This is a genomic window from Paenibacillus sp. FSL L8-0644 (assembly GCF_038008165.1).
Taxonomy (GTDB): Bacteria; Bacillota; Bacilli; order Paenibacillales; family Paenibacillaceae; genus Paenibacillus; species Paenibacillus polymyxa_D.
Window position 1 is genome coordinate 790242 of the sequence record NZ_JBBOYN010000001.1, and the last position, 26719, is coordinate 816960.

At 46.0% G+C, this 26719-nt stretch carries 26 protein-coding genes and 1 pseudogene; 19 read left to right on the top strand and 8 right to left on the bottom strand.

Annotation, left to right across the window (positions count from 1 at the left end; all coding sequences use genetic code 11):
* Nucleotides 1–27: 27 nt before the first annotated feature.
* Nucleotides 28–369 carry a phage tail protein gene (locus NSS94_RS03585; protein WP_029515877.1) on the bottom strand — a complete coding sequence of 114 codons (342 nt, stop codon included), beginning with the start codon at nt 367–369 and terminating at the stop codon, nt 28–30.
* A gap of 247 nt (nt 370–616) precedes the next feature.
* On the opposite strand from NSS94_RS03585, the gene NSS94_RS03590 reads away from it, so the two are divergent.
* From NSS94_RS03590 to NSS94_RS03600, 3 genes are read left to right on the top strand one after another with little or no spacing between them, the layout of a single operon-like run.
* A complete protein-coding gene (locus NSS94_RS03590) occupies nt 617–2317 on the top strand; it encodes a spore germination protein (RefSeq protein WP_340954114.1) in 1701 nt (566 codons plus the stop codon).
* Nucleotides 2318–2339: 22 nt separating this feature from the next.
* On the top strand, nt 2340–3434 hold the full coding sequence (locus NSS94_RS03595) for a GerAB/ArcD/ProY family transporter (RefSeq protein WP_029515875.1): 1095 nt from the start codon (nt 2340–2342) through the stop codon (nt 3432–3434).
* Entirely contained in the window at nt 3431–4630 is a 1200-nt protein-coding gene (locus tag NSS94_RS03600) for a Ger(x)C family spore germination protein (protein WP_341038675.1), read from the top strand. Before NSS94_RS03595 ends, NSS94_RS03600 begins: the two co-directional genes overlap by 4 nt.
* A gap of 68 nt (nt 4631–4698) precedes the next feature.
* On the opposite strand, the gene NSS94_RS03605 is transcribed toward NSS94_RS03600, so the two are convergent.
* The gene (locus tag NSS94_RS03605) at nt 4699–5247 is read right to left on the bottom strand and encodes a PadR family transcriptional regulator (RefSeq protein WP_069010937.1); all 549 of its coding nucleotides are present in this window, start codon (nt 5245–5247) and stop codon (nt 4699–4701) included.
* Between the two features lie 166 nt (nt 5248–5413).
* Here NSS94_RS03605 and NSS94_RS03610 point away from each other — a divergent pair, with 166 nt between their 5' ends.
* Nucleotides 5414–5905 (top strand): phenolic acid decarboxylase, encoded by a 492-nt coding sequence (locus tag NSS94_RS03610; protein WP_029515872.1) that lies wholly within the window; start codon nt 5414–5416, stop codon nt 5903–5905.
* A 103-nt stretch (nt 5906–6008) separates the two neighbouring features.
* Here the strand turns inward: NSS94_RS03610 and NSS94_RS03615 are convergent, their stop codons facing one another.
* From NSS94_RS03615 to NSS94_RS03625, 3 genes are all read right to left on the bottom strand, one after another.
* On the bottom strand, nt 6009–6449 hold the full coding sequence (locus NSS94_RS03615) for a hypothetical protein (RefSeq protein ID WP_245231474.1): 441 nt from the start codon (nt 6447–6449) through the stop codon (nt 6009–6011).
* Between the two features lie 276 nt (nt 6450–6725).
* Nucleotides 6726–7115, bottom strand: a complete 390-nt coding sequence (locus tag NSS94_RS03620; RefSeq protein WP_029515870.1) for a winged helix-turn-helix transcriptional regulator — start codon at nt 7113–7115, stop codon at nt 6726–6728.
* A 195-nt stretch (nt 7116–7310) separates the two neighbouring features.
* A complete protein-coding gene (locus tag NSS94_RS03625) occupies nt 7311–8654 on the bottom strand; it encodes a glycoside hydrolase family 30 protein (RefSeq protein WP_341038679.1) in 1344 nt (447 codons plus the stop codon).
* Nucleotides 8655–8864: 210 nt separating this feature from the next.
* On the opposite strand from NSS94_RS03625, the gene NSS94_RS03630 reads away from it, so the two are divergent.
* From NSS94_RS03630 to NSS94_RS03660, 7 genes are all read left to right on the top strand, one after another.
* Nucleotides 8865–9545 (top strand): response regulator transcription factor, encoded by a 681-nt coding sequence (locus NSS94_RS03630; protein ID WP_341038680.1) that lies wholly within the window; start codon nt 8865–8867, stop codon nt 9543–9545.
* Nucleotides 9542–11311, top strand: a complete 1770-nt coding sequence (locus NSS94_RS03635) for a sensor histidine kinase (RefSeq protein WP_165148282.1) — start codon at nt 9542–9544, stop codon at nt 11309–11311. The genes NSS94_RS03630 and NSS94_RS03635 overlap by 4 nt, the downstream gene beginning before the upstream one ends.
* 23 nt (nt 11312–11334) lie before the next feature.
* Nucleotides 11335–11844: a CDP-diacylglycerol--serine O-phosphatidyltransferase gene (gene pssA, locus NSS94_RS03640; RefSeq protein WP_029515866.1), complete on the top strand. Its 510-nt coding sequence runs from the start codon at nt 11335–11337 to the stop codon at nt 11842–11844.
* A 22-nt stretch (nt 11845–11866) separates the two neighbouring features.
* The gene (locus NSS94_RS03645) at nt 11867–12361 is read left to right on the top strand and encodes a DedA family protein (protein ID WP_341038681.1); all 495 of its coding nucleotides are present in this window, start codon (nt 11867–11869) and stop codon (nt 12359–12361) included.
* Nucleotides 12362–12451: 90 nt separating this feature from the next.
* Nucleotides 12452–12868, top strand: a complete 417-nt coding sequence (gene psiE, locus NSS94_RS03650; RefSeq protein ID WP_029515864.1) for a phosphate-starvation-inducible protein PsiE — start codon at nt 12452–12454, stop codon at nt 12866–12868.
* A 56-nt stretch (nt 12869–12924) separates the two neighbouring features.
* The gene (locus tag NSS94_RS03655; protein ID WP_029515863.1) at nt 12925–13932 is read left to right on the top strand and encodes an AI-2E family transporter; all 1008 of its coding nucleotides are present in this window, start codon (nt 12925–12927) and stop codon (nt 13930–13932) included.
* 188 nt (nt 13933–14120) lie between these two features.
* A complete protein-coding gene (locus NSS94_RS03660) occupies nt 14121–14681 on the top strand; it encodes an NADPH-dependent FMN reductase (RefSeq protein WP_069010941.1) in 561 nt (186 codons plus the stop codon).
* Between the two features lie 87 nt (nt 14682–14768).
* Here the strand turns inward: NSS94_RS03660 and NSS94_RS03665 are convergent, their stop codons facing one another.
* Complete coding sequence (locus NSS94_RS03665) at nt 14769–14963, bottom strand: hypothetical protein (RefSeq protein WP_230585007.1); 195 nt, start codon at nt 14961–14963, stop codon at nt 14769–14771.
* Nucleotides 14964–15227: 264 nt separating this feature from the next.
* Between NSS94_RS03665 and NSS94_RS03670 the strand changes: the two genes are divergently transcribed.
* From NSS94_RS03670 to ahbB, 3 genes are read left to right on the top strand one after another with little or no spacing between them, the layout of a single operon-like run.
* Entirely contained in the window at nt 15228–16400 is a 1173-nt protein-coding gene (locus NSS94_RS03670; protein WP_029515861.1) for a radical SAM/SPASM domain-containing protein, read from the top strand.
* 43 nt (nt 16401–16443) lie between these two features.
* Entirely contained in the window at nt 16444–17427 is a 984-nt protein-coding gene (locus NSS94_RS03675) for a radical SAM/SPASM domain-containing protein (RefSeq protein ID WP_204366468.1), read from the top strand.
* 18 nt (nt 17428–17445) lie between these two features.
* Nucleotides 17446–18435 carry a siroheme decarboxylase subunit beta gene (gene ahbB / locus NSS94_RS03680; protein ID WP_029515859.1) on the top strand — a complete coding sequence of 330 codons (990 nt, stop codon included), beginning with the start codon at nt 17446–17448 and terminating at the stop codon, nt 18433–18435.
* A 147-nt stretch (nt 18436–18582) separates the two neighbouring features.
* Here the strand turns inward: ahbB and NSS94_RS03685 are convergent.
* Nucleotides 18583–18786 (bottom strand): annotated as a pseudogene (locus tag NSS94_RS03685) (MFS transporter); the annotation flags it as partial.
* Nucleotides 18787–19152: 366 nt separating this feature from the next.
* Between NSS94_RS03685 and NSS94_RS03690 the strand changes: the two are divergent.
* The 3 genes from NSS94_RS03690 to NSS94_RS03700 all read left to right on the top strand — a co-directional run bounded on the left by NSS94_RS03690 (nt 19153) and on the right by NSS94_RS03700 (nt 21286).
* Nucleotides 19153–19524: an MmcQ/YjbR family DNA-binding protein gene (locus NSS94_RS03690; protein ID WP_029515857.1), complete on the top strand. Its 372-nt coding sequence runs from the start codon at nt 19153–19155 to the stop codon at nt 19522–19524.
* Nucleotides 19525–19653: 129 nt separating this feature from the next.
* The gene (locus tag NSS94_RS03695; protein ID WP_029515856.1) at nt 19654–20280 is read left to right on the top strand and encodes a nitroreductase family protein; all 627 of its coding nucleotides are present in this window, start codon (nt 19654–19656) and stop codon (nt 20278–20280) included.
* A 55-nt stretch (nt 20281–20335) separates the two neighbouring features.
* Complete coding sequence (locus NSS94_RS03700; protein WP_318627595.1) at nt 20336–21286, top strand: ring-cleaving dioxygenase; 951 nt, start codon at nt 20336–20338, stop codon at nt 21284–21286.
* A gap of 93 nt (nt 21287–21379) precedes the next feature.
* Here NSS94_RS03700 and NSS94_RS03705 read toward each other — a convergent pair whose 3' ends face one another.
* Nucleotides 21380–24745 carry a DEAD/DEAH box helicase gene (locus NSS94_RS03705; protein ID WP_341038683.1) on the bottom strand — a complete coding sequence of 1122 codons (3366 nt, stop codon included), beginning with the start codon at nt 24743–24745 and terminating at the stop codon, nt 21380–21382.
* A 357-nt stretch (nt 24746–25102) separates the two neighbouring features.
* Here NSS94_RS03705 and NSS94_RS03710 point away from each other — a divergent pair, with 357 nt between their 5' ends.
* Together NSS94_RS03710 and NSS94_RS03715 are read left to right on the top strand one after the other, a co-directional pair.
* A complete protein-coding gene (locus tag NSS94_RS03710) occupies nt 25103–25402 on the top strand; it encodes a hypothetical protein (RefSeq protein WP_029515853.1) in 300 nt (99 codons plus the stop codon).
* Nucleotides 25403–25422: 20 nt separating this feature from the next.
* Nucleotides 25423–26700: a lipase family protein gene (locus NSS94_RS03715; RefSeq protein ID WP_341038684.1), complete on the top strand. Its 1278-nt coding sequence runs from the start codon at nt 25423–25425 to the stop codon at nt 26698–26700.
* Nucleotides 26701–26719 lie beyond the last annotated feature (19 nt).

Consider the following 26719-nt stretch of genomic DNA (forward strand, 5'->3'; position numbering starts at 1 on the left):
AATAGCACACTATTGAGCGTATTCATCTTATGGGCGGGACGGGTATGCCCCTTCGGTTGCGATGTAGTAGTTTACATTTGGCAACGGGGAAGCTCCGCGCAAGTCAGGCAATGCAAATGTGCTCATTCCATCGCCGCCAAAATTAGTGCCCAGCAGGCTAAATAATGCTGAATTCTGAGCAATGCTCAAGATCTGGCCCTCGCATTTTAGCCAACCTTTAGGAGCGAACATGTACGGGTACACCGTAATTTCCCCAATATAAGGCTCATAACCTGCATGTGCCTGTTTGGGACTGATTGCCGTTCCACCTAACAAAATGACCGCTAACAAACTCAACACAGCGGTTTTCTTCCAAAAATGATTCTTCATACCTACAACTCCTTTTTAGATTCGAATAATGGACCACGAATTCAACAAATTTGTGACATTAGTCATAGAATGAATAGATATTATCATGGATTTCTACATTTGACACTACAGTTCATCTATCAAATTCACCTTTTTATTCCTTTTGTGAGCAAAGAAATTTATTCCATCCCACCTATCGTCCATGCATCTTTTTTCTAATCCAGGTAAATCTATATACAAATCCTATGGAAGTAAAGGAGGAAAGAACGTGTGGCAGGTCATCGGAACTCATATACCCAAATGGAACGTATGGATAGAAGCTGTCTTTTTGTTCATCATACCTTTGATTATTTTTCTGACGGTACGACAAATTAAAGCGATGGATGGTCGAGAGAGCAGACGTATGGAACGATTAAAGCTTCTAGAAGAAGAAGACCGTTCGGAGCAGGCAGATCGCAACCCGTCTGTAAGTGAGGCAGAGAAGGAAAAGGGAACCTTTACCGAAGATTATGAGGCGAATATAGAAAAAGTCAGACAAGCCGTCGCGGATATGGCAGATGTGAACGAACGATCTATTTTCCTGGGAAAACTGAACGCTGTAGGTACACTTTTTTTTGTGGATGGATTAACAGACAAGGTTGGCATGGATCAGAACATTTTAAAGCCACTGATGGATTGGGGCAGTTCAGGACAAGGCGGGGAGGATCTTCCGAGAGGAAAAGAGCTTCGGGATATGTTTATTCGTCAGGTCATGCTGGTATCGGAGACAGAGTATACGTTAGAGGTGCAGTTCTCCTTGCAAAAGGTGCTGTTCGGTTCTGTCATACTTATAATTCAGGGCATACCCGGCGCTTTTGTGCTGGGTACACCCAAAGGGAATACACGAGGGGTGGAGGACCCGATATCGGAATCGGTGCTGCGAGGACCGCGAGTCGGTTTTACCGAGACCCTCAGCGATAATACGGCAATGCTGCGCAGACATGGAGAAAGTACGGAACTGGCCATGTCGTCCTTCAAAGTTGGAAAAAGAGTGGAGAAGCAGTTGATGGTGGTGTATTTCAGAGACATTGCCGACCCGGAGCTTGTGGATGAGGTGAAGCGGCGGGTCCAAACCATTGATATGGATGAGGTATTGGAGTCGGGCTATGTGGAGCAGCTTATTGAGGATAATTTTCTTAGCCCCTTTCTGCAAATTCAAAATACGGAGAGACCGGATCGGGTCATGGCTGCATTGCTGGAGGGACGTGTGGCGATTCTGCTGGACGGTACACCTTTTGCGCTTCTTATGCCTGTAACGTATGGGATGATGCTCCAGTCCCCCGAAGATTATTATGAACGATGGATACCGGGTTCGCTTATACGATTCCTTCGTTTTATGGCAACTTTCATATCGCTGTTCGCCCCGGCGCTCTATATCTCCTTTATCTCGTTTCATCCCGGATTGATTCCAACCAAGCTGGTCATTTCGATTATCAGTGCGAGACAGGGGGTCCCATTTTCGACACTGATTGAGGCCCTGATTATGGAAATTTCCATCGAAATTTTACGCGAGGCAGGACTTCGGCTCCCCAAACCCATCGGTCCAGCGATGGGCATCGTTGGCGGTTTGATTATTGGACAGGCCGCTGTTGACGCTGGGATTGTAAGCCCGATTCTCGTAATTGTGGTGGCCGTTACAGCGATTTCTTCCTTTTCAGCCCCTGTATACAGCGCTGGGATTTCCATGCGTGTCATGCGCTTTGGAGCCATGTTTACGGCGGCCACCTTCGGGTTGTATGGCGTAATCATGTTTTTCCTAATGCTGAGTATTCATATGGTTAAATTACACAGCTTCGGTGTGCCGTTCCTGAGTCTAACGGTCCCCCGTTCGTTGAAGGACTGGAAAGATTACTTCATACGAGCACCGCTGCAATTTATGAAAAATAGACCCATTCTTTTGAAGCATAAAGACCCTAAGCGACAAGGATGAGCTCAACACAGGAGGGAGCAAGATGGCCCGTGGGAAAAAAGCGGATAAAATTACAACGTTGCAGACAACGGCAATTGTGGTTTCCTTTATGCTGGCTGCCGGGTTGCTTACCCTTCCCAGAGTAGCAACTGAAGTTGCAAAAACACCGGATGCGTGGATATCTGTCATTTTAGCAGGGGGGGGCACTTTCCTGCTCGGATGGATTATGATCAAACTAAGTTCAAGGTTTCCAGAAAGCACCTTTTACCAGTATGTTCAGCGGATAACAGGCAAAGTCATTGGCAAAGGGATTGGTATGCTGATTGTTATTTATTTTGTTTGTATAGCCGCATTTGAAATCCGATCTGTGGAGGAAGTAACGTCGTTCTTTCTGCTTGAAGGCACTCCGGCGTGGGCAATTTCAGCACCTTTTATGTGGCTCTCTCTGTACCTATGCATGGGAGGAGTAAGCTCATTAGGGAAAATATGCCAATTAATATTCCCGATTACGACGGCTATCTTTTTGTTGATATGCTTGCTGAGTTTAAATATTTTCGAATTGAATAATTTGCGTCCTGTCTTGTCGGAGGGGGTGATGCCAGTGGTTAGAACGCTCAAGACTACAATCCTGACATTAACGGGGACAGAGTCCTTGCTGATTATTTTTTGTCGGATGGAAAAACCCGAGAAAGCAACCAAGGCAATCGGACTGGCGATCGGGATCGCGGTCGCTTTTTATACAGCAACGCTGATCCTGTGCATTGGCGCTTTTTCGTTCGAAGGAGTCTTGAGCAGAACCTGGCCATTTTTAGATTTGGCTCGCAGTTTTGAAGTGGAGTACCTGTTATTGGAACGGTTCGAATCCTTATTGTTGACCATTTGGATCATGCAAATTTTTTCCACATTTAGTATTGCTTTTTATTGCGCTTCGCTCGGAGTTTCTCAAATTTTGAATAGCTCTTATTCCAAGACGCTGTTCATTTTGCTTCCGATCATCTACTTCCTATCCCAAATTCCCAAAAATCTGAATGAGTTATTTTCTTTTGGAACGATCCTGGGGAATGGAGCTTTTGTTTTATTCGCTCTGCTTCCACTGCCACTTCTGCTTATTTCTCGCTGGAGGAAGGTGCGGTCATGATGAGGGCACGGTCGGGATTACTCGGAATGACCGCACTCCTAGTATGTTTTACACTTTCAGGTTGTTGGAGCAGCTCGCCGGTGGAGGATCTAAATCTGATGACAGGTATTGCTATGGATGTAGAGGCAGAATCTTCGCAAGAAGAGCAAATTAATCGAAAAGGAGGAGATTATCCAAAAAAAGAGTTAATCACTGGAACCTTCCAATTTGTCATCCCAGAGGAAAGCGGAGGCTCCAATAGCTCCTCCCCGCAAGCTAAAAAATTTTTTAATATTACGGAAACGGGGGATTCCGTTTTTGAAATGCTCAGAGAAATTTCATTGCGGACCAATCGACCTCCCATCGGGCAACATTTGAAAACGATTATTATCAGCTCCAGTCTGCTTCGCAAGATTCCGTTGTATGAGCTGCTGGACTTTTTCTTGGGGGATAATGACATTCGGCCCAGCGTACAGCTACTGATTAGTACAGACAAGGCGGGGAATGCGCTTCAGGAGAAAATTCCTGGTCAGATTCCTGCTTATATATTAAAGGATATATTCCAAAACCGTAAACGGAACGCGCGGTTGATAAAGCCCATGGCTTTGGCTAAAGTGATCGGACCCATGAAGGGTGAAAGAAGCTTTATATTACCTAATGTCATTACGGCGGAGAATGAAATCAAGCTCGCAGGTGCGGGAATCATCAAGGGAAAGACACAAACCTACGGTGGTTATCTGAATGAGTCGGAGGTCGAGGGTCTTATGTGGATCAAAGGCCAATTGGATGGAGGCGTGCTGAAAAGCAGCGATCCGAAAACCGGTAAAAATATAGCATATGAGATCAAAGCGGTGAAAAGCAAGATCAAGGCCATCGTTCAGGGGGATGACATTTCCTTTCAGGTAAAAATGACCTCAGAGGGACGCATTTCGGAGGTGCATATAAAGAATGAAAATTTGCGTAGCAACAATGTGCTTGGACAAGAAGAGAGTCTCTTTCAGGAGAAAGTGAATTCATTAGCTGAACAAACGTTAGCTAAAATGCAAAAGCTGAAGGTTGACGTCGGAGGTTTCGGAGAGGCCTTGAGGATTCAGCATCCTAAAGTTTGGCGTAAGGTCAAAGAGGATTGGGATACCACTTTTAGTACCATTCCTGTACGGTTTAGCACAGATATCCATATTGAAGATTACGGCTCTTCGATTACGACGGCAGACTAGTTTGCACGTACTTATTTTAGAAAAACCTTCAATACCACGAATCTACGTGACGTTGAAGGTTTTTTAGGCTATTCAAACAGGGACAGTGTTTCTTCCAGCCACGTAATATAGCTTTCTTCCCGATTAATGGCACGGCTCAGCACCAGATAATGCCCGAATTGGTTAGAGCCGGGGGATTGAAGATTCTCGTCCAGCTGTTGGAGGGATTTTTTACTTTCGTACAGATACTCCAGCTTTTCTTTACGTTTGGCAATCTGGTCCTCGAACAATCGCTTGTTCTCTTCCTTGGGGATGGCCGCTGAGAAATACAGCATAAGCATAAACTCATCTTTTTCCGTTTCCGGTAACTCCTTGGGGCTTAGCAGCCATTCGGTCAGCTCTTGGGTTCCTTTGGGGGTAATGCAGTACAATTTTTTTTCCAGCTTGGCTCCTGTAATGGAGGTCCGATATTCAATGAGTCCCTCTTCGGTCAGCCTTTTGAGCTCGGGATAAATCTGACTGTGCTTGGCGCTCCAAAATTGTCCGATTTCCTGCTTGAATTGGCTCGTAATATCGTAGCCGCTCATTTCCTCTTTGTGAACCAGGCCCAAAATGGCATATTTTAAAGTGCGTTTCAACGTAGCTCTCCTCGTAAAACGGTATTTGACACTAGTATACCACAGTGCTACAATTTATATGTAGTTAAAAACATGTTTATATTTACATGTTTGAATTGAATATTTAATATCTTTGGTATCCCATTCAATTCATGAAAAATTATAATTTAGGAAAGAAGGATGCAAGATGGACAAGTTTATCGGCAGCCACATGATTTACACCTATGAGAATGGTTGGGAGTATGAAATATATATTAAAAATGAAGATACGATCGATTATCGCATTCATAGTGGTATGGTAGGTGGCCGCTGGGTACGTGATCAGAAGGTCAATCTGGCGAAACTGGTGGAAAACGTGTATAAAGTATCGTGGACCGAACCGACAGGCACTGACGTGTCTCTGAATTTTATGCCTGAAGAAAAACGTATGCACGGCATTATTTTCTTCCCTAAATGGGTTCATGAGCATCCGGAAATCACTGTGCGCTACCAAAACGATTTTATTCCGCTAATGGAAGAATCGCGTGAAAAGTATGAAACGTATCCAAAGTATGTGGTGCCTGAATTTGCAGATATTACATTCATCGAAAATGCGGGTGTGAACAACGAACAATTAATTTCCCAAGCACCTTATGAAGGAATGACAGACGATATTCGTGCAGGTAAACTGCAAGTGTGATCAACTCTGTGCTGAAAGTGTAAAAGCCTGGCCTGTGATAAACAGTCTCAGGCTTTTTTGCATGAACTGGAAAGTAGATTGCTAATGGAGTGGTGGACGATATTTAGAATGAATAGTAGACCAGGCCATGCTCGATGAGATACGAACGACTAATCCGAGGGGGGAGGATGGTCGCTAATGGGGAGAGAATGTGCAGGTTCGCATGGGCAGTCAGATCGGATAAGGCAGATAGAGCCAGCTCTGTTTTATCAGGCCCCCAGTGATCAGCGTGGTGCTGAATATATTGCTCAGCCTCGGTTAAGGACAGACCCTTGAGTGAGGTAAACACGGAAGCCCAGCGGACGAGGTCAAAGGCGCCTTTAATTTCAGGTAACTCATATTCTGCCAGACCTTGAGCGCCGTTACACGACATAGTAAGCAAGCCACAGCAATGGTGTTGATAGGGTTTCGAGTCAGGAAATTGACGATAATCGTATTGAATCATTTCCATGGAACCAATGCGTAATTGGGTCGCTTGGGACGTTGTGGGCTGGGCAAGCGTCATGCTCATGCTAGAATGGCCTCCTTCTCGAGTTCACTGTAAATAGGGATGGAAGAATCATACGTCACAGCGGATGTAATGTAAATCACGAATACAAGTGTAAAATGAGGATATGTAGCGGAAAACGATCTTTAATGCCAATGGAAACGGATACTTGCATCCATATCTTTTATTATCTTGGAGAATGTCTTTATATCACAAAAAAACAACCCCGGATCTTCCCAGGGTCGCCTCTACGAGAAATATAGTTTAGCATTTCGCAAAATGCTTGTTTGCTGGTCACACGGGTGTGACGTCTTGAACCGCTTCTTCTTCTTTCCAAATCACGTTCTCGCGATAGTTTGATCCCCAATCGTACATTGCTCTCAGTACCGGAATCAGGCTTTCGCCATGCTCTGTCAGTGAATATTCCACATGCGGAGGGACGACAGGATAGACTTTACGTAGAATGAGTTTATCTTCTTCCAGCTCGCGCAATTGGTTAGTCAGCATTTTTTGCGTAATATGGGGAATCAGCTTCTTCAATTCACCAAACCGCTTGGTGCCTTCCATACCGAGATGCCACAAAATAATCAGCTTCCATTTTCCACCGATGACCGCGAGAGTCAATTCCTTATCACAATTAATCAGCTTCAAATCAATCCGGTCTTTTACAGTAGTGATATTCATCGACCTCCTGTCCATAGTTATTCCAAGTATACTATTTATAGTTACTATACGCAAAAGGATATACATCCATTTTGGAAACTATGCATACGTATATGGATACAGATCGACTGGACAGTGAAGCATGATGATTACGCAGGACCGGAAAACAGGAACGTAATATTCCTAATATATGCATAATTCCAGAAACCTGCGGCGTTAAGAAGGAATCACGATCGTATTAAAGGACTCTGGCTCCAGCTCCAAGCGGTGTGTTGTTTTTCCGAGAGACAGATTCAGTACACGTGATTCCTTGAACGGATTGGCGATGACTAGCACTCTTTGCCCGTCTGTATTTTGAAAAGCAACTGCATTTCCAGTCCATGAGCCACGAAGTCCGATGCGTCGGGCACCCGGTAATACAAAATGAGAAAAATGCTTCATAACATAATACTCTGGATTCAGGACAGGTTTTCGATCCGTTGGATCAACGGTAATCATCGAATTTTGCTCCCAGCCCCATGTGCTCTTGCCTTTCGGTTCCAAAACCATATTCCAGTAAATATAAGCATTCACACCATTGGTGAAGTAGTGCTGGTACAGATTATATACATATTTGGCGTAGTCCCATGAGTTCTCTCCGTTACCGCATTCATTTTCGGTTTGCATGTAACGAAGCTCAGGATAACTGGCAACGGTGCGCTGAATGGCATTTTTGCCTGCCCACTGGTAGCCTACACCTTTAATATATTTGTAGGCCTGGGGGTCACTTAACACGGTATGGGCATACTCATCGAATCCGGTCGAAGTCTTTTTCATTAATTCCTCCCACGGATCGGGTGCGTTAATGGTGCCCAGCCAAATTTCCGTATCCAGTCCGTGTTCCTCAAAAGCAGGACCCAAATAGTCGCGAATAAATTCACGCAGTTGCTCTCCGGTCCATACACAGGAAGGAAACTTCTGATCGGCAATGACTTCATTTTGAACATGAATCTGATGGATCGTAATCCCTGCCTCCCGGTAAGCCTGAACAAATTTGACAAAGTACAATGCATACGCTTTCAAAATATCCTTTTCCCAGCGCAGCGTGCCGTAATTGTAGGCTTTCGGTGATTTCATCCATGTCGGCGGACTCCAGGGTGAAGCGAACAACTTTAAGTCCGGATTGAGTTGTAACGCTTCTCGAATAAAAGGAATGAGATACTGCTGATCGCGCTCGATGGAAAAATGCTTCATCTCCACGTCGCCGTCTGTTTCATTGTGGCTATACCATTCCAGCGCGTAGTCACTCGCTCCAATAGGAAGTCGGCATATCGTGAATTTGTGCTCGCCCTCTGGGTGAAAGAGAGAATGAAGCACCCGATCTCGGTCGTCCTTTTCCAAATGATTCAGGGCCACATAACCTAATTCATTAAAACAGCCACCAAAGCCTTCTACAAGCTGATATGTTTCTCCTGTAAGGATTAGGTTGGCACTCTCTTGGGTATCGGTCAAATGGTGAGCTTGGGATTGCCAAGCTTTAGCTTTGGAAGTGGAAAACCACTGAATGGTTTGATTGCTCATGTGTTACCCTCCTGTCAGGCTTTTTGTATCTCAACTTATTATAGGGTAGGATCTTAGAGGAAGAGATGGTCTGAGCGATGACAAATTTGCCCTAATCCAAGGTGAAATTTGCGGATGAGAACTTTTGCTGATAAGAAGTGTCAAGAACACATAAAGAACACATGTCTTTGATATACTGGTGTCCTAGAATGACCGAAAGAGGGAAGTCGATTGAAGAAAAGAGTTCTTCTTGTCGAGGATGAAATACGTATTCGTGAAGTGATTGCGGATTATTTTAAACAAAATAATTGGGAAGTCTATGAAGCAGGCAATGGAAAAGATGCACTTATCTGGTTTGATTCGGTGCAGCCTGACCTGATTATACTCGATATTATGATGCCGGAACTGGATGGTTGGGAGGTGTGCCGCCAGGTGCGCAGCCGTTCAGGTGTGCCGATCATTTTGTTGACAGCCAAATCCGGTGATGATGATAAAATATTAGGCTTTGAACTGGGAGCCGATGATTACGTGACCAAACCTTTCAGCCCCAAGGTGCTGATCGCCCGCGCCAACGCGCTGATGAAACGGGTGGAAGGACATGTGCAGCCAGAGTCGCATATCTTGCAGTTCGGTAGTGCCATTCTCAACACGATGGCTCATCGGCTTGAGGTGGATCAGGCAGAAGTCGAGCTGACGCCCAAGGAGTATGAGCTGCTGCGGCTGCTTATACATAATAAAGGCATCGTTATTTCACGGGATGCGATACTGAACCGAGTGTGGGGCATCGACTTTGAAGGAGATACACGAGTTGTCGATACGCATATCAAAAAGCTGAGAAGTAAGCTGGGACGTGAATCACGCCATATCCGCACTATTTTTGGTACTGGCTACAGGTTTGAGGAGGAAGAATGAACAAACGGGGAGTTACCTTTAAGTTGTTCATTATGACGGTTGTGTTTTTCCTGTGTTTTTACGGTATGGTGATTTTAAGTCAATTGTTGTTTTTTGAAAATTTTTATCAGAAACAGAAGATTGGGCGTGTGGAAAGTCGTTTGCATAGCTTCGGTCAAAGTTATGTCCAGGAGGCTTGGGGATCGGGCAGGGTTTCGCGTGAGGCAGCTCGTTTTATGCTTCAGAATAAAAACCAGTTGGCGATTGTAACGCTGGACGGCAAAGTAAAGCTGGATGATGCGTTTCATATCAATGTAAGAAAAGCAGATGGTAAAATCGTTAAAATATCGCTGTCTCTGTTTATGAGTGAGTATGGAGATGAGCTGAGAGCTGCCCGGCTTCAGCCTGGCGATACGGTAACGGTTGAAGGTGAGGGATTGGGAACGGAAGGCATATCCTCCGCCAATTTAATTTATCCAACCGGCATACAGAAGCTTGGCTTCAAAAGTATAGGATCAACTTTGGAAGAGGCAAGCACAGGTGGCAGTGTAAGGTTTTCCGGTACGGTGACAGAGATTGTACTGCCGGATCTGAAAACATGGAGTCAGCGACAAGGTTTACTGTTTAGTGCGCTGGAGGAATGGTTCCCTTTATCACAGTCGCATCTGGAGAAGCTTAAGAATTTCGAAGTGTTGGAGGAAGATTGGACGGAACCTTGGACAGGGGTACGCAATGCAGTTATAGTCCATCCTGTTCGTCAGAGCACAGGCGAGATCGACCTCCTGTTCACTGTGACATCGTTGCAGGAAATCAGTGAGACGAATGAGGCTTTGCGCTGGTTTTATCTGTACTTAGGGATCGGAGGATTTGCACTCATTCTAATTTTGTCTCTGTTCTATTCTCGGATGGTGACCCGCCCGCTCATTGCTTTGAATAATACCGCCAAGCGGATGGCTAAGCTCGATTTTACAGCCCATACACCAATCCGGCAGAATGATGAACTGGGCAGCTTGTCCTACAGCATGTATACCCTGTCCCAGAACCTGGACACCGCTTTGCGCGAGCTTCAGGAGGCCAATCAGCAATTAGTGGAGGATATGGAACAGAAGCAGAGGATGGAGGCTGTGCAACAAGACTTTTTTGCCAACGCTTCTCATGAACTGAAAACTCCGCTGAGTATCATTAAAGGCTTCGCAGAAGGATTACAAGATGGGGTTAGCGCCGGGAAGCAGGATCATTATATGAAAGTCATTGTAGAGGAAGCGGACAAAATGGAGCGATTGGTCAAAGATATGCTGGACCTCGCCAAATTGGAATCGGGTACTCTCAAGCTTCGCAAGATGACCTTTATCTTGAGTGAGCTGGTGGAGGAGGTCGTGGACAAGCTATTCCATTTGTTGAAGGAGAAAAAGCTGGAAGTAGTCATTATCCCCGCCAATGAGATGCCGATCCATGCCGATGTAGGATGGATGGAACAGGTGATTATCAATTTTGTTGTCAATGCCATACGACATGCTGAGGAAGGAAGCTCAATCACGATTCGTATCGAAGGTGATGGGGAAATCAGTTCCTTTTCCATTGAAAATAAAGGTGAGACCATTCCTGATGATCAACTGGAGCAGATATGGGATCGCTTTTACCGGGCTGAGCTGTCCCGAAGCCGCCAGACAGGTGGGACAGGGCTCGGGCTGTCGATCGTCAAACGAATTTTGGATTTGCACGAATTCCACTTTAAGGTGGAGAATACCAAGGACGGCGTCCGTTTTGTTGTTATATTCGGAGGCTAAGCTATGGCAAAGGAGTTAAGAGTATGAAATGGAATTGGTTGCCCTCACTATGCACGATTGCAAACCTGGGGGCAGGGGTCTTATCCCTGTATTTCACGATTCATGAGCAATACATGACCGCCTTTATTCTCGTGGTGGTGGCTGCTTTGTGGGATGTATTAGACGGTTTACTGGCAAGGCTGCTGCATTGTTCCAGTGATTTTGGCAAACAGCTCGATTCGCTGGCGGATGTGGTCTCATTTGGGGTTGCCCCTGCTTTCTTGATCTTGTTATACAAGCTGGGAGATACCCATTGGGTAGGACCACTTGTGGCTGTTTTGTTTGTCATATGTGGTGCGGTAAGATTGGCAAGATTCAACCTAATGGCTTTTAGTAAAGGCTTTGTGGGTATGCCGATTACGGCGGCGGGAGTGATTTTGTCCTTTATGTTTTTATGGAGTGAGCATTTGAAGCCGGGGTTGTTGCTTGCGTTAATGGTAGTGCTGTCGTTCCTGATGGTTAGCCGTATTCCCTTCCCGTCCTTCAAAAAATAATCGGTCAGGAGGTGGCGCTCCTATGGAATGGGCCATCAGCATGATTACACAATACGGATATATCGCTATTTTTGCTCTTCTTGCTCTTGGGATTATTGGCCTACCGGTTCCAGATGAAATTATTATGGTGTTTGTCGGCTATTTATCTTTTATTATGGTACTGAATTATTCGGTGTCTATCTTAGTCAGCTTCATCGGTGCAATGACAGGGATGATGATCAGCTACACGCTAGGCAAAAAGCTGGGCCAGCCCTTGGTGGATAAGCACGGCAAGTGGGTTGGATTGACACCGAAGCGATTTGCAAGAGTTAAGGGGTGGTTTGCGCGCTTTGGGTTGTGGACCATTTTGTTTGGTTATTTTATCCCAGGAGTCAGACATGCAACAAGCTATTTGTCAGGGCTTAGTGCGATGCCTGTCCGAAAATATATGCTGGTGGCAAGCGCAGGTTCTCTGATATGGACGCTTATTTTTATCTCCATTGGTTATATTGCAGGGGCGAATATAAACTTTCATTAAGGTGACCCCAAAAGTAATGTAGCATTTTTCACGTATACCACCGATAATATAAATAAAGATGATATTGTACAACCAGTGAGGGGATCTGTATTGAATGCATTAATGAAGTATATTGAGAAGTTACCTGGTTTTCTGCAAATGATCTTAAATATCTCGCTATTTCTGGTCGGGCTGATTTTAAGCTTCTTACTTCTAAAAGAAACATGGTCCATTTTTTCTTATGTTTTTTTGTACACAGAGGCCGACAAAAATTACTATGAATTCACGGAAGAGCTGCTTGTATTTTTCTTGTATTTTGAATTCATAGCATTAATAGTTAAGTACTTTAAAACCAATTTTCATTTTCCATTACGTTATTTCATCTATATTGGGATTACGGCCGTCATCAGGCTCATTATTGTGGACCATGATGATGCTAAAAATACATTCTGGTGGTCCATTGCTATTCTAGTCATGGTAGGTTCTCTATTGATCGCTAACAGTAAATTGTTAAAAAGAGAAAGTTAATGCCGGGAAAGATTGCAAAGGGTGACAGTCAAGTGGGAGAGAGGGAATAAAGACGAATGGTAAGAAACTGGATGAATCATGCGGGCGTCAGGCGGATAGCCGTCCTTGCGATAATCGTTTTGCTGTTGTTTATGTTAAGAAGCATGATGAATATTATGTTGTTAACACTGCTGCTTACGATCTTGATTGGCAGTATATATAACGGAGTGAATAAGCTGGTCAAGCGGTTTGTCAATGTACCGTCAATGGTCGTACTGCTACTGGTGTATGGTCTGCTGATCCTGATTATGGTGTGGGGCGTTTACCGAATGGTGCCGCTAATCATTGTACAGGTCAAGCAGGTGTATCTCATGATTCAGCAAGCGTATATGTATCCTGATCGTAATCAATGGAACGAAACGATTATCGAATTTATGGACACACTGAATGTTCAGCGGCTATTTGAGCCTGGCCTGAGTGCAGTAATGAAGGTCAGTCAATTGGGAACACAGCTTCTGGTGTCAATTATTTTGAGCTTGTTCTTCCTGATGGAAAAATCCTATATTACACGCTTTACAGCTACGTTTGTAGATAGCAAGCTGGGCTGGTTTTTCAAGGAAGTGGGTCATTTTGGCCGTATGTTTCTGGGTACGTTCGGGAAGGTATTGGAGGCTCAACTGCTGATTTCACTTATTAACTGTATATTGACCACGATTGCGCTCTGGATTATGGGCTTCCCTAATCTGCTCGGTCTTGCGCTCATCATTTTCGTACTGGGATTGGTTCCGGTGGCAGGTGTGTTTATCTCACTGGCACCGCTCGGCCTGATCGCTTTCAGTGTCGGTGGCATTCAATATGTAATTTATCTGGTTATATTGATCGTGGTGATTCATGCGATTGAGGCCTATTTCTTAAATCCGAAGCTGATGTCATCCAAAACGAATTTACCGATTTTCTTTACCTTTGTCGTACTTATTTTCTCTGAGCATCTGATTGGAATTTGGGGCTTGATTGTAGGTATTCCGTTGTTTGTTTTCTTCCTTGATCTGATTGGGATAAAACGCAAGCAAGAGAAGGATACTTGATTCAGCAATACAGATTCCGCCCTAGTATAGTGACTATTGATATATCACAAATGCCTGCGAAACCGCAGGCATTTTTTTATTGCCCTTTTGTTCACAGGAAAAATCGCTGACGCTCATCCACTTTTTAATTCTCTTGTTAGCTATAGTACACTGAATATGCAAGATCAGATCAAGTTCGGAGAAATGAGATGATACGGTTGGAACAGAAAATTAAGGTATTGGCTATATCGGGTAGCCTTCGTCATAAGTCCTCCAATACAGCACTTATGAAGGCTACTATGGGGCTGGCTTCTGAAAATATGATGTTCACAGTCTATGATGGGTTGGAAGATCTCCCGCATTTTAACCCTGACTTGGATGTAGATGAGGGGCCAGCTTCCGTAAGAGGGCTACGGGAACAATTGAAACAAGTGGATGGAGTGCTGATCTGTACACCGGAATATGGAAATGGGGTACCGGGTGCTTTGAAAAATGCCTTGGATTGGCTTGTATCTTCAGGTGAATTTGTAAATAAACCAACAGCGGTCATTAGCGCGTCACCGTCTCCTATGGGCGGCCATCTGGCGCATGCCTCGCTGCTGCTCACATTGCAAATGATCAACGCAGAGATTGTGGAGAATGGAAAGGTCATTATTCCGCATATCACATTAAAGCTGAACTCAGAAGGCATCATTACAAACGCTGAAACTAGACAGGAAATGGAGGCATTACTTCAAGGGCTTGAGCAAGCATGCAGAGGACAGGTATAGGAAAATCCAAAGCAGATCCTTCATCATAGAAGGATCTGCTTATTTGAATGGCCACCTACTACATATTCAACGGCAGGAATTCACCAGTTATCTAATATTAGTTGTGTCCAGCAAACGCTCATAGACCTTTAATCGGGCATACACCGTTTCAAGTATCGGATATGACATATTACGATTAGCCAATGCCAGAAGTGTTCCGCTCATGCTGGCAACAAATATATACTTTTGCCAAATTTCACGCTGAATGTCATGGCTGTGTGTAACCGTGAAACCTGCTAGCACTTTTTCAGCTGTAAGAAAAAATCATTTCGGCCACGACCTTTTTGATACCCGCAGCATTACGGGTAAACGTACCTAAAAGCGATACTCATATCGCTACTTCGGAAGCATAAGCTCTAATAAGACGCCGTCAGACGTTTCTTCTTATTGCAGACCCAAGCATTAATGCGGCGCGAGAGCAAGATAATAGCGCATATCCTTATTCTCACAAGTTATCTTAAGATAAAAAGAACTGGTATCTAATTATAGGGAGATGAGGGAACGGAAATGATTAATGTAACGAAACTACTTACCGGTATGAAGGGAGAAGGCGATGATCTTCGTTATACCATTAAGCCGGGCCACAAACCTCATGGCGTTTCCGCGGGCAGAGGGCCTGTCGTCGTATGGAATTCGACACGGGCTTGCAACTTAACCTGTAAACATTGTTATGCGAATGCCTGTCCTGCCCATGATCCCGATGAAATGTCGACGGAGGAAGCTAAGGTATTTATTGATAATCTGGCCGCCTTCCAAGTGCCGGTACTGCTTTTTTCCGGTGGAGAGCCTCTGATCCGCAAAGATATTTATGAGCTGATTTCTTATGCGTCAAGCAAAGGGCTTCGGCCGGTAGTATCGACCAATGGCACATTGATTACCATGGACAGAGCGAAGATGCTAAAAGAAGCAGGGGTTAAATATGTCGGTGTAAGCCTGGATGGGCTGGAAGAGCGCCATGATGAATTTCGCGGGCGAAAAGGAGCCTTTAAGCAGGCGCTTCAGGGTATCCGAAACTGCTTGGTCATCGGCCAGAAGGTAGGGGTCCGGTTCACGATCAGCAGACATACATATGAAGACTTGGATGGTGTCCTTGATTTGATCGAGCGGGAAAATATTCCTCGGGCCTGCTTCTACCATCTCGTCTATTCCGGCCGCGGGAGCGCCCTGCAGCAAGAGGATGTTACCCATGAACAATCCCGGCATGCTCTTGACCGGATTATGGCTAAAACGGTGGACCTGCATGGCAAAGGCAAACCGGTGGAATTGCTCACCGTTGATAACCATGCGGATGGCGTTTACTTATACCAGCGGATGATGGAGCGCGACCCGGAGCGCGCAGCTGAACTGCTTGGCTTGCTTCAGAGAAACGGCGGCAACCGTTCCGGAATAGCCATCGGCTGCGTGGATTGGCACGGCAACGTCTATCCCGATCAGTTCACGAGAGATATCGAAATCGGTAATATCCGCAAGCAGAAATTCAGCGAGATTTGGCGTGATGCCGCTCATCCGCTAATGGTCGGCCTGCGCGACCGTAAACCGCTGCTAAAGGGACGCTGCAGAGAATGCAATTGGCTGGATATCTGTAACGGGAATTTCCGGGCCCGGGCTTCGGTAAGCGGTGATTTCTGGGCGGAGGACCCATCCTGTTATTTAAGTGACCGTGAAATTGGAATCGTATAACACTGGAAAGGAAGGCTGAATACGCATGCTCGTTTCCTGGAATGTGACCAAGAAATGCAATTTATACTGCGAACACTGCTATCGTGACTCGGGGCCGACATCGTCTGTAGAAGACCAGCTAACCACGGAGGAAGGCATCCGGCTCATTGATCAGATCAAGCAGGCTGGATTCAAGCTTCTCATATTCAGCGGCGGCGAGCCCTTGATCCGTGAAGATCTCTGCGAATTGATCGCGTATGCCTCGTCTATCGGCCTTCGTCCCGCACTTGGCAGCAACGGCACGCTTCTGACCGCCGCCAAAGCTGCGGAGCTGAAAAAAGCAGGGCTGGGGGGCATTGCGATCAGCATAGACAGCGCCACGCCTGAGTATCACAACCGGTTCAGGAATGCGCCAGAAGGCTGGCAGCAAGCATTGGAGGGCATTCGTTATGCCCGGGAAGCCGGGCTGAGAGTGCAGATTAACATGACGCTGACCGAGGGAAATATGGATGACTTCGTGCAGGTTGCCCAGCTTGCCGAGGAGCTTCATGTGTCCTCTCTGCACCCATTCTTTCTCGTCCCGACCGGACGGGCCGTCCATATCGAAGAAGACGGGCTGAAGCGGGAACGGTATTACTCGGTTCTGCGCAGTGTTCTGTCCAAACAGAAGTCAACATCCCTTGAAATCAAACCGACATGCGCTCCCCAGTTCATGCCGCTTGCCAAGAGCATGGGGCTGGAAATGCGGTACACGCGCGGTTGTCTGGCCGGGGTCTCCTATTGTTCTGTGCTGCCGAATGGCGAGGTGCATATTTGTCCGTACCTGCCGGTCAAGGTGGGGAATGTTCGCGAGCAGCCTTTTGATGAAATATGGCGGGATAATCCGGTGTTTCGGGATTTAAGGGACTTCAAGAAATATGAAGGAGAATGCGGCTCCTGCCCCGATGTGGGCATTTGTGGCGGCTGCCGGGCGAGATCGTACTATTACAGCGGCGGCAATTTCATGGCCGAAGAGCCGTGGTGTTACAAAAGATCGGCGGCGCTGTAAGCTGGGGAGGTGGGAATAGTGGACCTGGATTCGAACGACCGGAAGCTGCTGAATCGGCTGCAAATCGGGCTTCCTCTGGTCAGACGCCCTTGGAATGCCATTGCGGAGGAACTGGAATTACGCCAGGAAGATGTGCTTCAAAGGCTTGAAAGGCTGAAGAAAGAGGGATTCATCCGGCGGATCGGCGGGGTGTTTAATCCGGCGGGACTGGGATTTAGAGGCTGTTTGTATGCGATGGCAGTCAGGGAGGAGCTTTTTTACCAGACCGCTGCTGTCGTCAACAGGTATAGAGGCGTAACCCATAACTACCGCCGGCGCAGCAGGCTCAATATGTGGTTCACGCTGACTTCCCGGACCGAGGAAGAACGGGGGGCTATTCTTGAAACGATCCGTGAAGCGGCGGGAGGGCCGCTGCTATATGAGTTTCCCTCCGAGCAATTATTCAAACTAAAGGTCTTTCTGAATATGGAAGAAACGGCTGATGCATCAGCCATTACACCCAGCCCGAACTTGAATGGAGTCGCAACCTCCAAACAGGAACCATGCAAAATAGAAATAACGGATGTGCAGCTGATCCGCGAACTGCAGGGAGATCTTCCGTTGTCAACTGAACCGTATACCGAGATTGCCAATAAGACAGGTTGCAGCTTGGAAGAGGTGTTTCTGCGCTTGCAGGCACTGCAGGCAGGAGGAGCACTCAAACGAATCGGAGCCGTTCTAAAGCATAGGGAAGCGGGATTTTCAGCAAATGGCCTGTTCATCTGCGTACTTCCTGAGGAGCATATACCTGAGGCAGGAAAAAGGCTGGCCGATTATTCGGAAGTCAGCCACTGCTACAAGCGCCGGACGCACCCCGATTGGCCGTATAATTTATACGCCATGATTCATGGACCCGATGAAGCGTCTGTTCGGAAAGTTGCGGAGCAATTTGTTCGGCGGGAAGACATCAAGGATTACGATATTCTGTTCAGCACGGAAGAATTGAAGAAAACGAGCTTTTCGATCTAAAGCGCTTCTTATATTCACACGGATGCCGTCTCTTCAAGGACAGCGTCCGTTTTTCGTGTTGACAGGTTAACGCTCTTTGACTATATTGAGTTTATTCGTAATGCTTACAATTTTACATAGATCGGAAGTACCGAGCGTGCAGTCTGAAAGCATCGGCAAAGGCCCCGCTAATCTTAATGAACTGACCCCTAGATCCTGTGCAATTTGTGGCAGTAATCCAGCAGGCAGGCTTTCTGTAAGAATGCAGATGAATCCCGCCATGGCTAAAGCCAGCAACCCGACCCACGGGAGACGTTTGGAAGACGACACATTTGCACCGCCTTTTCTTATAAGAGCAGTGTTTGAGTTCACGAAAAAAATCTCCTTTATTTATTTTTTGCCGCTTAAAAAAGCTTTCGCTTCCGTATAAGCTTATATAAATAAAACACTTTTTTACATGGATGATTAAAGGGGGATGAAGTGAATTAAGAGGAAAATAGGCGCTACCTTATTGCGCCTAACAGTAGTCATTATTATTTTTCGCGAACCAGTTATCCTGTCCCATATAGAGCCAATCCGAACAGTGTGTGCGACGGTATCCGTAGTGGTTCACCTTTAGCACAGTTCCCCTAAATGTAGCACGGACTTAGTGTATATGTAGCGTATGAAGGTGATATAATAGGGCGCAAATAGGTAGGTTCGTAGAACAAATAACTCGGAACAGAGGAGAGAAGGCTGGTGTTTGAGCAAATTGTAGCATATGGTTTGAGCCAAAAAGAGGCCGTTAAGGATTACCCGTTTGGTGCTGATCCCCTGGTACTCAAAGTAGGGGGCAAGATGTTTGCTCTCCTGACTGAAAAGGATGGTATTAGCCATGTATCCTTGAAATGTGATCCAGTCATTGCGGTAAATTTGCGTGAACAAAACAAGGCGATTAAGCCAGGCTATCATTTAAATAAAAAGCATTGGAATACGATTGAGGTTGATGCTACCTTCCCACTGGAGGATTTGTACAGCATGATCGACCATTCGTATGAGCTGGTCTTCAAGAGCTTAACCAAAGCGCAACGTGAAGCGATTACGATGAGAATACGGGCAACGGATCTGTAAAGGGCTGAGTGAAGCCCTTTTTTTGTATCCAAAAATACTTATAGTTTTACTTGACAGAAATCACAAATAGATATATTCTTAATTTAAAGATAATTCATTTGAAAATAATATCAAGGAGTGGAACTTAACATGAGCGAACTGGTGAATATTATTCAAGAGAGAAGATCAGCTTCTAAATTTATTCCTGATGTTACTATAGATGCAAAAGAACTAGAAGAAATATTTCAGTTGGTGAAGTTTGCTCCATCGGCTTTTAATTTACAGCATGCGCGTTATATCGTAGTGCAGGATGCGGATACCAAACAAAGACTGCATGATGAGGCAAGTAAGCAGTATAAAATATTAACGGCTTCGGCGACCATTGTAGTGTTGGGGGATACAGAAGCTTATACCAAGGTAGCTGACCTCAACGAAGGATTCCTGAATTTAGGTGTCCTGAGCAAGCAGGAATATGATAGTACAGTGGAATCGGTAACTCAGTTTTATCGCGAGCGGGGACCTGTCTTCCAGAGAGAAGAAGCGATCCGTAATGCCAGCCTGTCGGCTATGCAATTTATGCTGATTGCCAAGGACAAAGGCTGGGATACTTGCCCGATGATCGGTTTTGATCCGGCGAAGGTGCAGGAAGTATTGAATATTCCAGAGCAATTTGTACCCGTGATGATGATTACCTTGGGTAAAGAGGACGAATCGGGTCAGCGGGCACGGGGATACCGCAAGCCGGTTGGACAATTTGTCAGCTACAATGGATTTTGAAATTTGTAAATCATTTGTGTAAATAAATCAACATGTTAATGAAGGAGTGATAAAGATGTCATTGAAAACCGCTGGAATTCACCATATCACGTCCTTTGCAGGCGACCCGCAGGGCAACGTTGATTTTTACGCAGGCGTACTTGGTCTGCGATTGATTAAAAAGACGATCAACTTTGATGCTCCAGAAGTATACCATTTGTACTTTGGTAATGAAGAGGGCAGCCCGGGAACAATCATTACTTTTTTTCCAGCTCCGGGTACACGCAAGGGTAAGATTGGAGGCGGACAGGTTGGGATTACGACGTATGTCGTGCCATCCGGTGCTTTGGAATACTGGGAAAACCGTCTGCACAGCTTGAAGGTATCTTTCACGAAGGCTAATCGTTTTGGCGAGTCATTCATCCAGTTCCGAGACAACGAGGGCTTACATCTGGAGTTGGTGGAGCGGGAAGGTGGCCCGTTGAACACGTGGACAGCCGGGGGTGTGCCTACGGATAAAGCGATCAAGGGCTTTGGCGGGGCGGTACTGTACAGTGCGGATTCCAAACATACGCAAGGGGTGTTGGAGAACGTCCTGGGGATGACTCTCATCGGAGAAGACGCAAATGCAGGCTACATCCGCTATCAGACGACAGGTGATCTGGGCAACCTGATCGATATTCCGGTCAAAGATGTCCCGTGGGGGAATGGCGGTGCCGGTACGGTTCACCATATTGCCTGGCGCGCGCAGGATGATACGGAGCATCAAGCGTGGAACGAATGGGTTCACCAGCAGGGTTTTGGGACTAGTGGCATTGTAGATCGCCAATACTTCAATGCCGTATACTTCCGCGAGCAAGGCGGTATTCTATTCGAGATAGCAACCGATCCGCCCGGATTTACGGTGGATGAGGAATTGAATGAGTTGGGGCACAAGCTGATGCTGCCTGAATGGTATGAGCCTCAGCGCACCCAGATTGAGTCTAACCTGGTTCCCATTGAACCTAGAGTATTAAAACAGGATTAATCTGCTCGATCCAAACAATCATATTAAAAGCAAAAAGGTCCAATACGGGAAGATTTCTACCGTGATTGGACCTTTTTGTGCATGTGGAATTAGCTAGATCATGAGCAGTTCGCGAATCTCCAGCTCGGTCAGTGCCGAAAGGGTTTCTTGCCCCGGCTGAATGACCTGGTCGATCATGTTTTTCTTTTTTTGTTGCAGTTCATACATTTTATCCTCTACCGTACCTTGGGCGACGAGACGAATAACCTGCACGACTTTTTTCTGGCCCATTCGGTGTGCGCGGTTGGTAGCCTGCTCCTCTACAGCGGGATTCCACCATAGATCATACAGTATGACTGTATCTGCGCCGGTGAGGTTCAGGCCAGTACCTCCTGCCTTTAGGGAAATCAGGAACAGCTCGCGTTCTCCTTCGTTGAAGCGACTGCACAGTTCGACTCGTTCCATAGCGGGAGTCTGCCCATCCAGGTAAAAGTAGGGCACTCCTTCTCGAGCAAGCTCGCGTCCGATCATTTGAAGCATCGTGGTGAACTGTGAAAAAATGAGCATCCGTTTCCCGGAGCTGAGACATTCCGTAATGATCTCCAACAGCTGTTCAAATTTGGCGGAGCTTCCCGTATATCCTTCGATGAACAAGCCAGGATGACAGCAGAGCTGACGAAGCCGGGTTAGACCTGCGAGAATTTTGATCCGATTTTTCTGAAATCCTTCCTCGTTGAGATGCTTTAACGTTTCATGCTGGAGCTTGGCCAGATAGGCCGTATACAGCTTTTTCTGATCTGGCAGAAGCCGGGATACCTGCACGGATTCGATTTTTTCCGGCAGCTCCTTGAGGACATCACTCTTGAGACGGCGCAGCAAAAAAGGACGAACCCGCTTGGCAATCACATTTCGAGGTAGGTTGTGAAACGCTCTTTTCCCGCCGGGAAATAACGCAGGAAATACAACGTCAAAGATGGACCACAGCTCTTCCAACGTATTTTCTACTGGCGTTCCTGTCAGGGCAAAACGGTAACGAGCTTTTACATCCTTAACAGCCTGTGCCGTCTGGGTGGCATGATTTTTGAAAGCCTGTGCCTCGTCCAGAATGAGCGTATGAAACGATGGCTTGCTGTACACATCTGCATCGCGTCGTAGCAGCGGGTAGGACGTAATGACGACGTCATAACTGGCGGCATCCCGTATGATCCGGCCGCGTTCTTCCGGGCTGCCATCTGCGATAGTAACGCGGATATGTGGAGCAAACTTCTCCAGCTCATTCCGCCAGTTGTACACCAGTGATGCAGGGGACACGATCATGGCTGGAAGCTGCTGGTTGCGGATTTCCGGCAATACTGAGACAAGGAAGGCGATACTTTGCAGCGTTTTACCCAGCCCCATATCATCTGCCAAAATGCCCCCAAAACGGTAATGCGCCAATGTCTTAAGCCATTGAAAGCCGTAAACCTGATAATCTCTTAAGATTGGGGCAAGCATGTCTGGAACTGGAAAGTCGAGATGGTCTGGGTTGCGTATATTTTCCAGTAGCTGGCGAAAGGTTTTACCCAAAGTCAGGTTTTTCCCATGATCGTGAGGATCAATTAAGTACAGTCCTTGCGTGACGGGAACACGAATTTGGGCTGCATCCAGATCACTTTTGCGGATACCTGTTTCATTCATGAACCGAATCAATTCCTTGTATTCCTCTGTTTCCAGCGGCAGCAAGGCACCATTCGGCAGACGGTGATATTTCTGTTTTTCCTCTAACGATTTGAGCAGTTTGCGAATTTCCGGTTCCGGTATGCCCTCCATATCAAATTTAAATTCAAGCCAATCTGTACGTTCATCCCACTCCGCGCGTATCCTTGGGGTAGGCAGAGTATTGTTTATTTTTGCTTTGACTGCACCTGTAGCATAGACGTCCAGCAGCTTTTCCAGTTGCGGAACCGTATGGTACAAAAAATCATACTCTGCATCTTCATCTTCCATAAAATATCCGCTGTCTGTTCTGGCAAAGGAGCTATGCTCCATCAGCTCCAAAATCCGTTGCTCCTGTTCCCCATCACGTATCAGAATTCGGTCGTTACCAGGCGTTCGTGCATCTGTTTCCAGCGGGTTGATGATGATATCCCCATATTGGAACTCCAGCCCTGCCAGCAGCTTGTCTCTTACTCGGTCCAGATACAGCTTGGCCTTCAATGGCTGCTGTGTGACCCGATCTGAGACGGAACGTGTCATATGAACACGTCCGAGCTTCATTAACCCGGGTACAACCTTGTCCATAAAAGATTCCATCTGCTCTGGCGCGATCTGAACTTTTCGCCTGTGGTGTACTTCTACCATCCGTTTTAGCTCGGACAAACGCCGTAAGGGGTCGGCTTTCTGTTTGACAAGCTTGCCATCGGCAATGACGACACCATAGTCTTCCATGATGGTCAAGTCATCCAATCCTTGTATGCTTAGCTGGTAGCCTTCGGTTTCGGCCTCAACCTCATCAAATTCAAATTGCAGCGGAAGCATCAGGTCGGACTGGGGAATACCCTCGTTCATGTTTCCGTGAATTTCAAAGTAGACACCCTGTGCTGCTGTCAGCAAGGGGAGCAGCTTTTCCCAAGCCGCAGGCGGGATGAGGAGCATTCGTTCACCGCTCATATGACTACCTGAAGATGAATACGTACCTGAGGTTTCCCGAATCATACGCTCATGGTGGCACACCTGGGATAATTGCTGGAGAATAGCGTCATGTTCAGGTCGGAAGCGGTACAGCTCAGGCTCGTACGAGAAGCTTTTCGTGAACATGTAGCTATCCCCACGGTCAATACTATCCAGAAACGGACGAATTTTCTGGACGATATATAATCGTTTGGGACCAGCCTTCATTTCTACACCAAACATATATTTTTGGTAACCGTAGGCAAAAGGTCGGATCACGAACTGAAAATCCAAGACCGCACGAGTATCCAGCAGGGTAGGCGTGCTGCGAAGCGGTCGCTTGCGTTCAAATAGTTTTAACATACTGTCGGTCAGCTGGAGATCGCCTTGTGTGATGTCAGAGGATCGTGCTGTTCTAGCAGTGTGATCATATGAAGCATCTGTAGATGTGTACATCCCGTCTGAATCTAGGCTTCCTGCTGTATCTGGGGCAGTACCGGGATGAAGTCTGGAGGCATAGGAGCGCACAGACAGACTCTTTCCACGGCGTATATCATGGGCGTTAAGGAGAACAGCTGCGATATGTTTACAATATCGACCGGTGTTCTGAAATGTGCTACAGGTGCATTCTGCTCGGATACTTCCATTGGATCGGATCATCGCCGCAACAGCATAAAAGCTGCTTCCTTTGACCGTAGCTTCGTATACACCTTCATCATGATCTATTTGTGTAAAGGCCACTCTTTTGGCCCGGTAATAGGCATCCCCGTCGTCATAAGCGGCTTGACTGCATAGTTGTCTGATGGCTCGTCGGGTAAGTTCAAAACTCATGGTTCGTAATCCTTTCCTGGGTTATTCCGTTTTCTTACATGATAACAGAACAGACAGGAGGATGGACATGTGGGGAATGTAATTGAAAAATATGGATGATATTATACGAGAAATAAAACTTATCAGCTAAGAACGGAAGGTTTCCACACCGATTTGATACCGTAGACTTAACCCTATCCCATGTCTTATGGCGTATTGATTGTCTTTGGAAACAAAAGGTACAATTTATAAAAGGGATTTTGTGGATATAAAATGGATGTTACGCATATGAAAGGGATGATTAGGATCAGTCACCGATATCTAAAAGGAATGATGGTGTTGATAGCCCTTATTTTAATACTGGGAGGATGCCACAAGGTGAATAAAGACGAAGATGCTGAACTGATCAGTAAGGCGAAAGCTACGGCTGTTCAATATTTGAAGGAAAAATACGAACTAGACGTTGAAATCACATATGCAAAAAAATTTCCTCCTTATGTAACAAACAAGGTAGATATAAGTGGCAATGTAATAGGTCATGCAGAAGAGGATTTTACGATTTCTGTAAACTATGAAAATCAGGAAACTTCGAATTTTGCTATAAGTCCCGAGCTAAAAAAGGTGCTTATTGAAAATGGGACTTATCCAGGCTTTCAAGATAAAAAGAAAAATCACTAGATCAGAGGAGTGTAAATAGTATGAGTTCACTTCAAGTAAGTGACGAAACTTATAAAATAATGTCTGAAATGGCCTATAAAAAAATGAAAAAAGGTGCTGAACCATCAGAAGAACTCCCCAGCTGGAAAGTGTTAGACACGCTCGATCGCGAGGATTCGGGACTTGCCGCTGTCACATTTTACAACGAAGAAACGGAACAGGCCGTTATCGCCTATCGTGGGACGGAAACGGATGATCCACAGGATCTGTATAACGATGTGACTCTTGCACTTCCTGAAATTAACCGCAAAATTCACGGTAGTTTGAATATTCATTCAGATGAATATAATGAAAAAATGAAAAAAATGGACGACGCTTTAGGGTTCACGGCGTTTAACAACTGGATGGGAGAGAAAGAAAAAAGCGTAGATAAGGCTTTGTTCGGCAGCTCGAACCAGTTCTATCAGGCAGAGGACTATGCGAAGGATATACAAAACAAGTACAAAAACTACAACTTCTCGCTAACTGGACATTCGCTGGGAGGAGGGAATGCACAATATGTAGCTGCTTATACAGGGTTAAATGCGGTTACATTCTGTGCGCCTTCAGTCATTTCCAGTCTGACACCGGAGTACAGAGAGAAAGCAGAAAATGGTGAGTTTGACCATCAAATTACGAATTTTCTGCATCCCAGTGATATGATAGCTAGCTTTATTGGGGGAGGGTACGATCTTCACGTAGGAGCTTCCTACCATATTGACAATAATTATCAAACAGCTAATGAAGGCTTAGGACTAAAAGAGAGAGTGGACAACACGTTGGGTGGGCCTTCCTATCACTCACTCAATCATTATAAGTTTGATAAGAATGGCTATGTATCCAACCCGCTATATGATCCTGTAACAGGCGAACGAATCGCGGAATCTCCGCGTATTCCATCTGACTTTAACCTAATGGAAACGGTGGACGGCTGGATACATCAATTAGGACAGACCTTAACTCAATTCCAAAAGGCAGCGCTGGTAACGGCGGCAACATCTGCTTCAGCAGGTACGATTCAAGTCATGCCGGAGCATCTACTCGCTGTAGCTGAAAAATGGAAGGCGAATGCGCAACAATGTGATGCAGATTTCCAACGTGTCAGAGCCAGGCTTTCACGCTATTTGCACAGTAGTCAGAGTCGGCGGTTGCAGCCGATTGTAACACAGCTTGACTCCTCCATGATGGAATTTAGTCAGTGGCATTTACGGACGACTAATGAATTTCTTTACAATCTCGAGTACAAAATAGAGCAGTTTATCCAGGCAGATATTAGCTAATAACGCTAATAACAAGGTA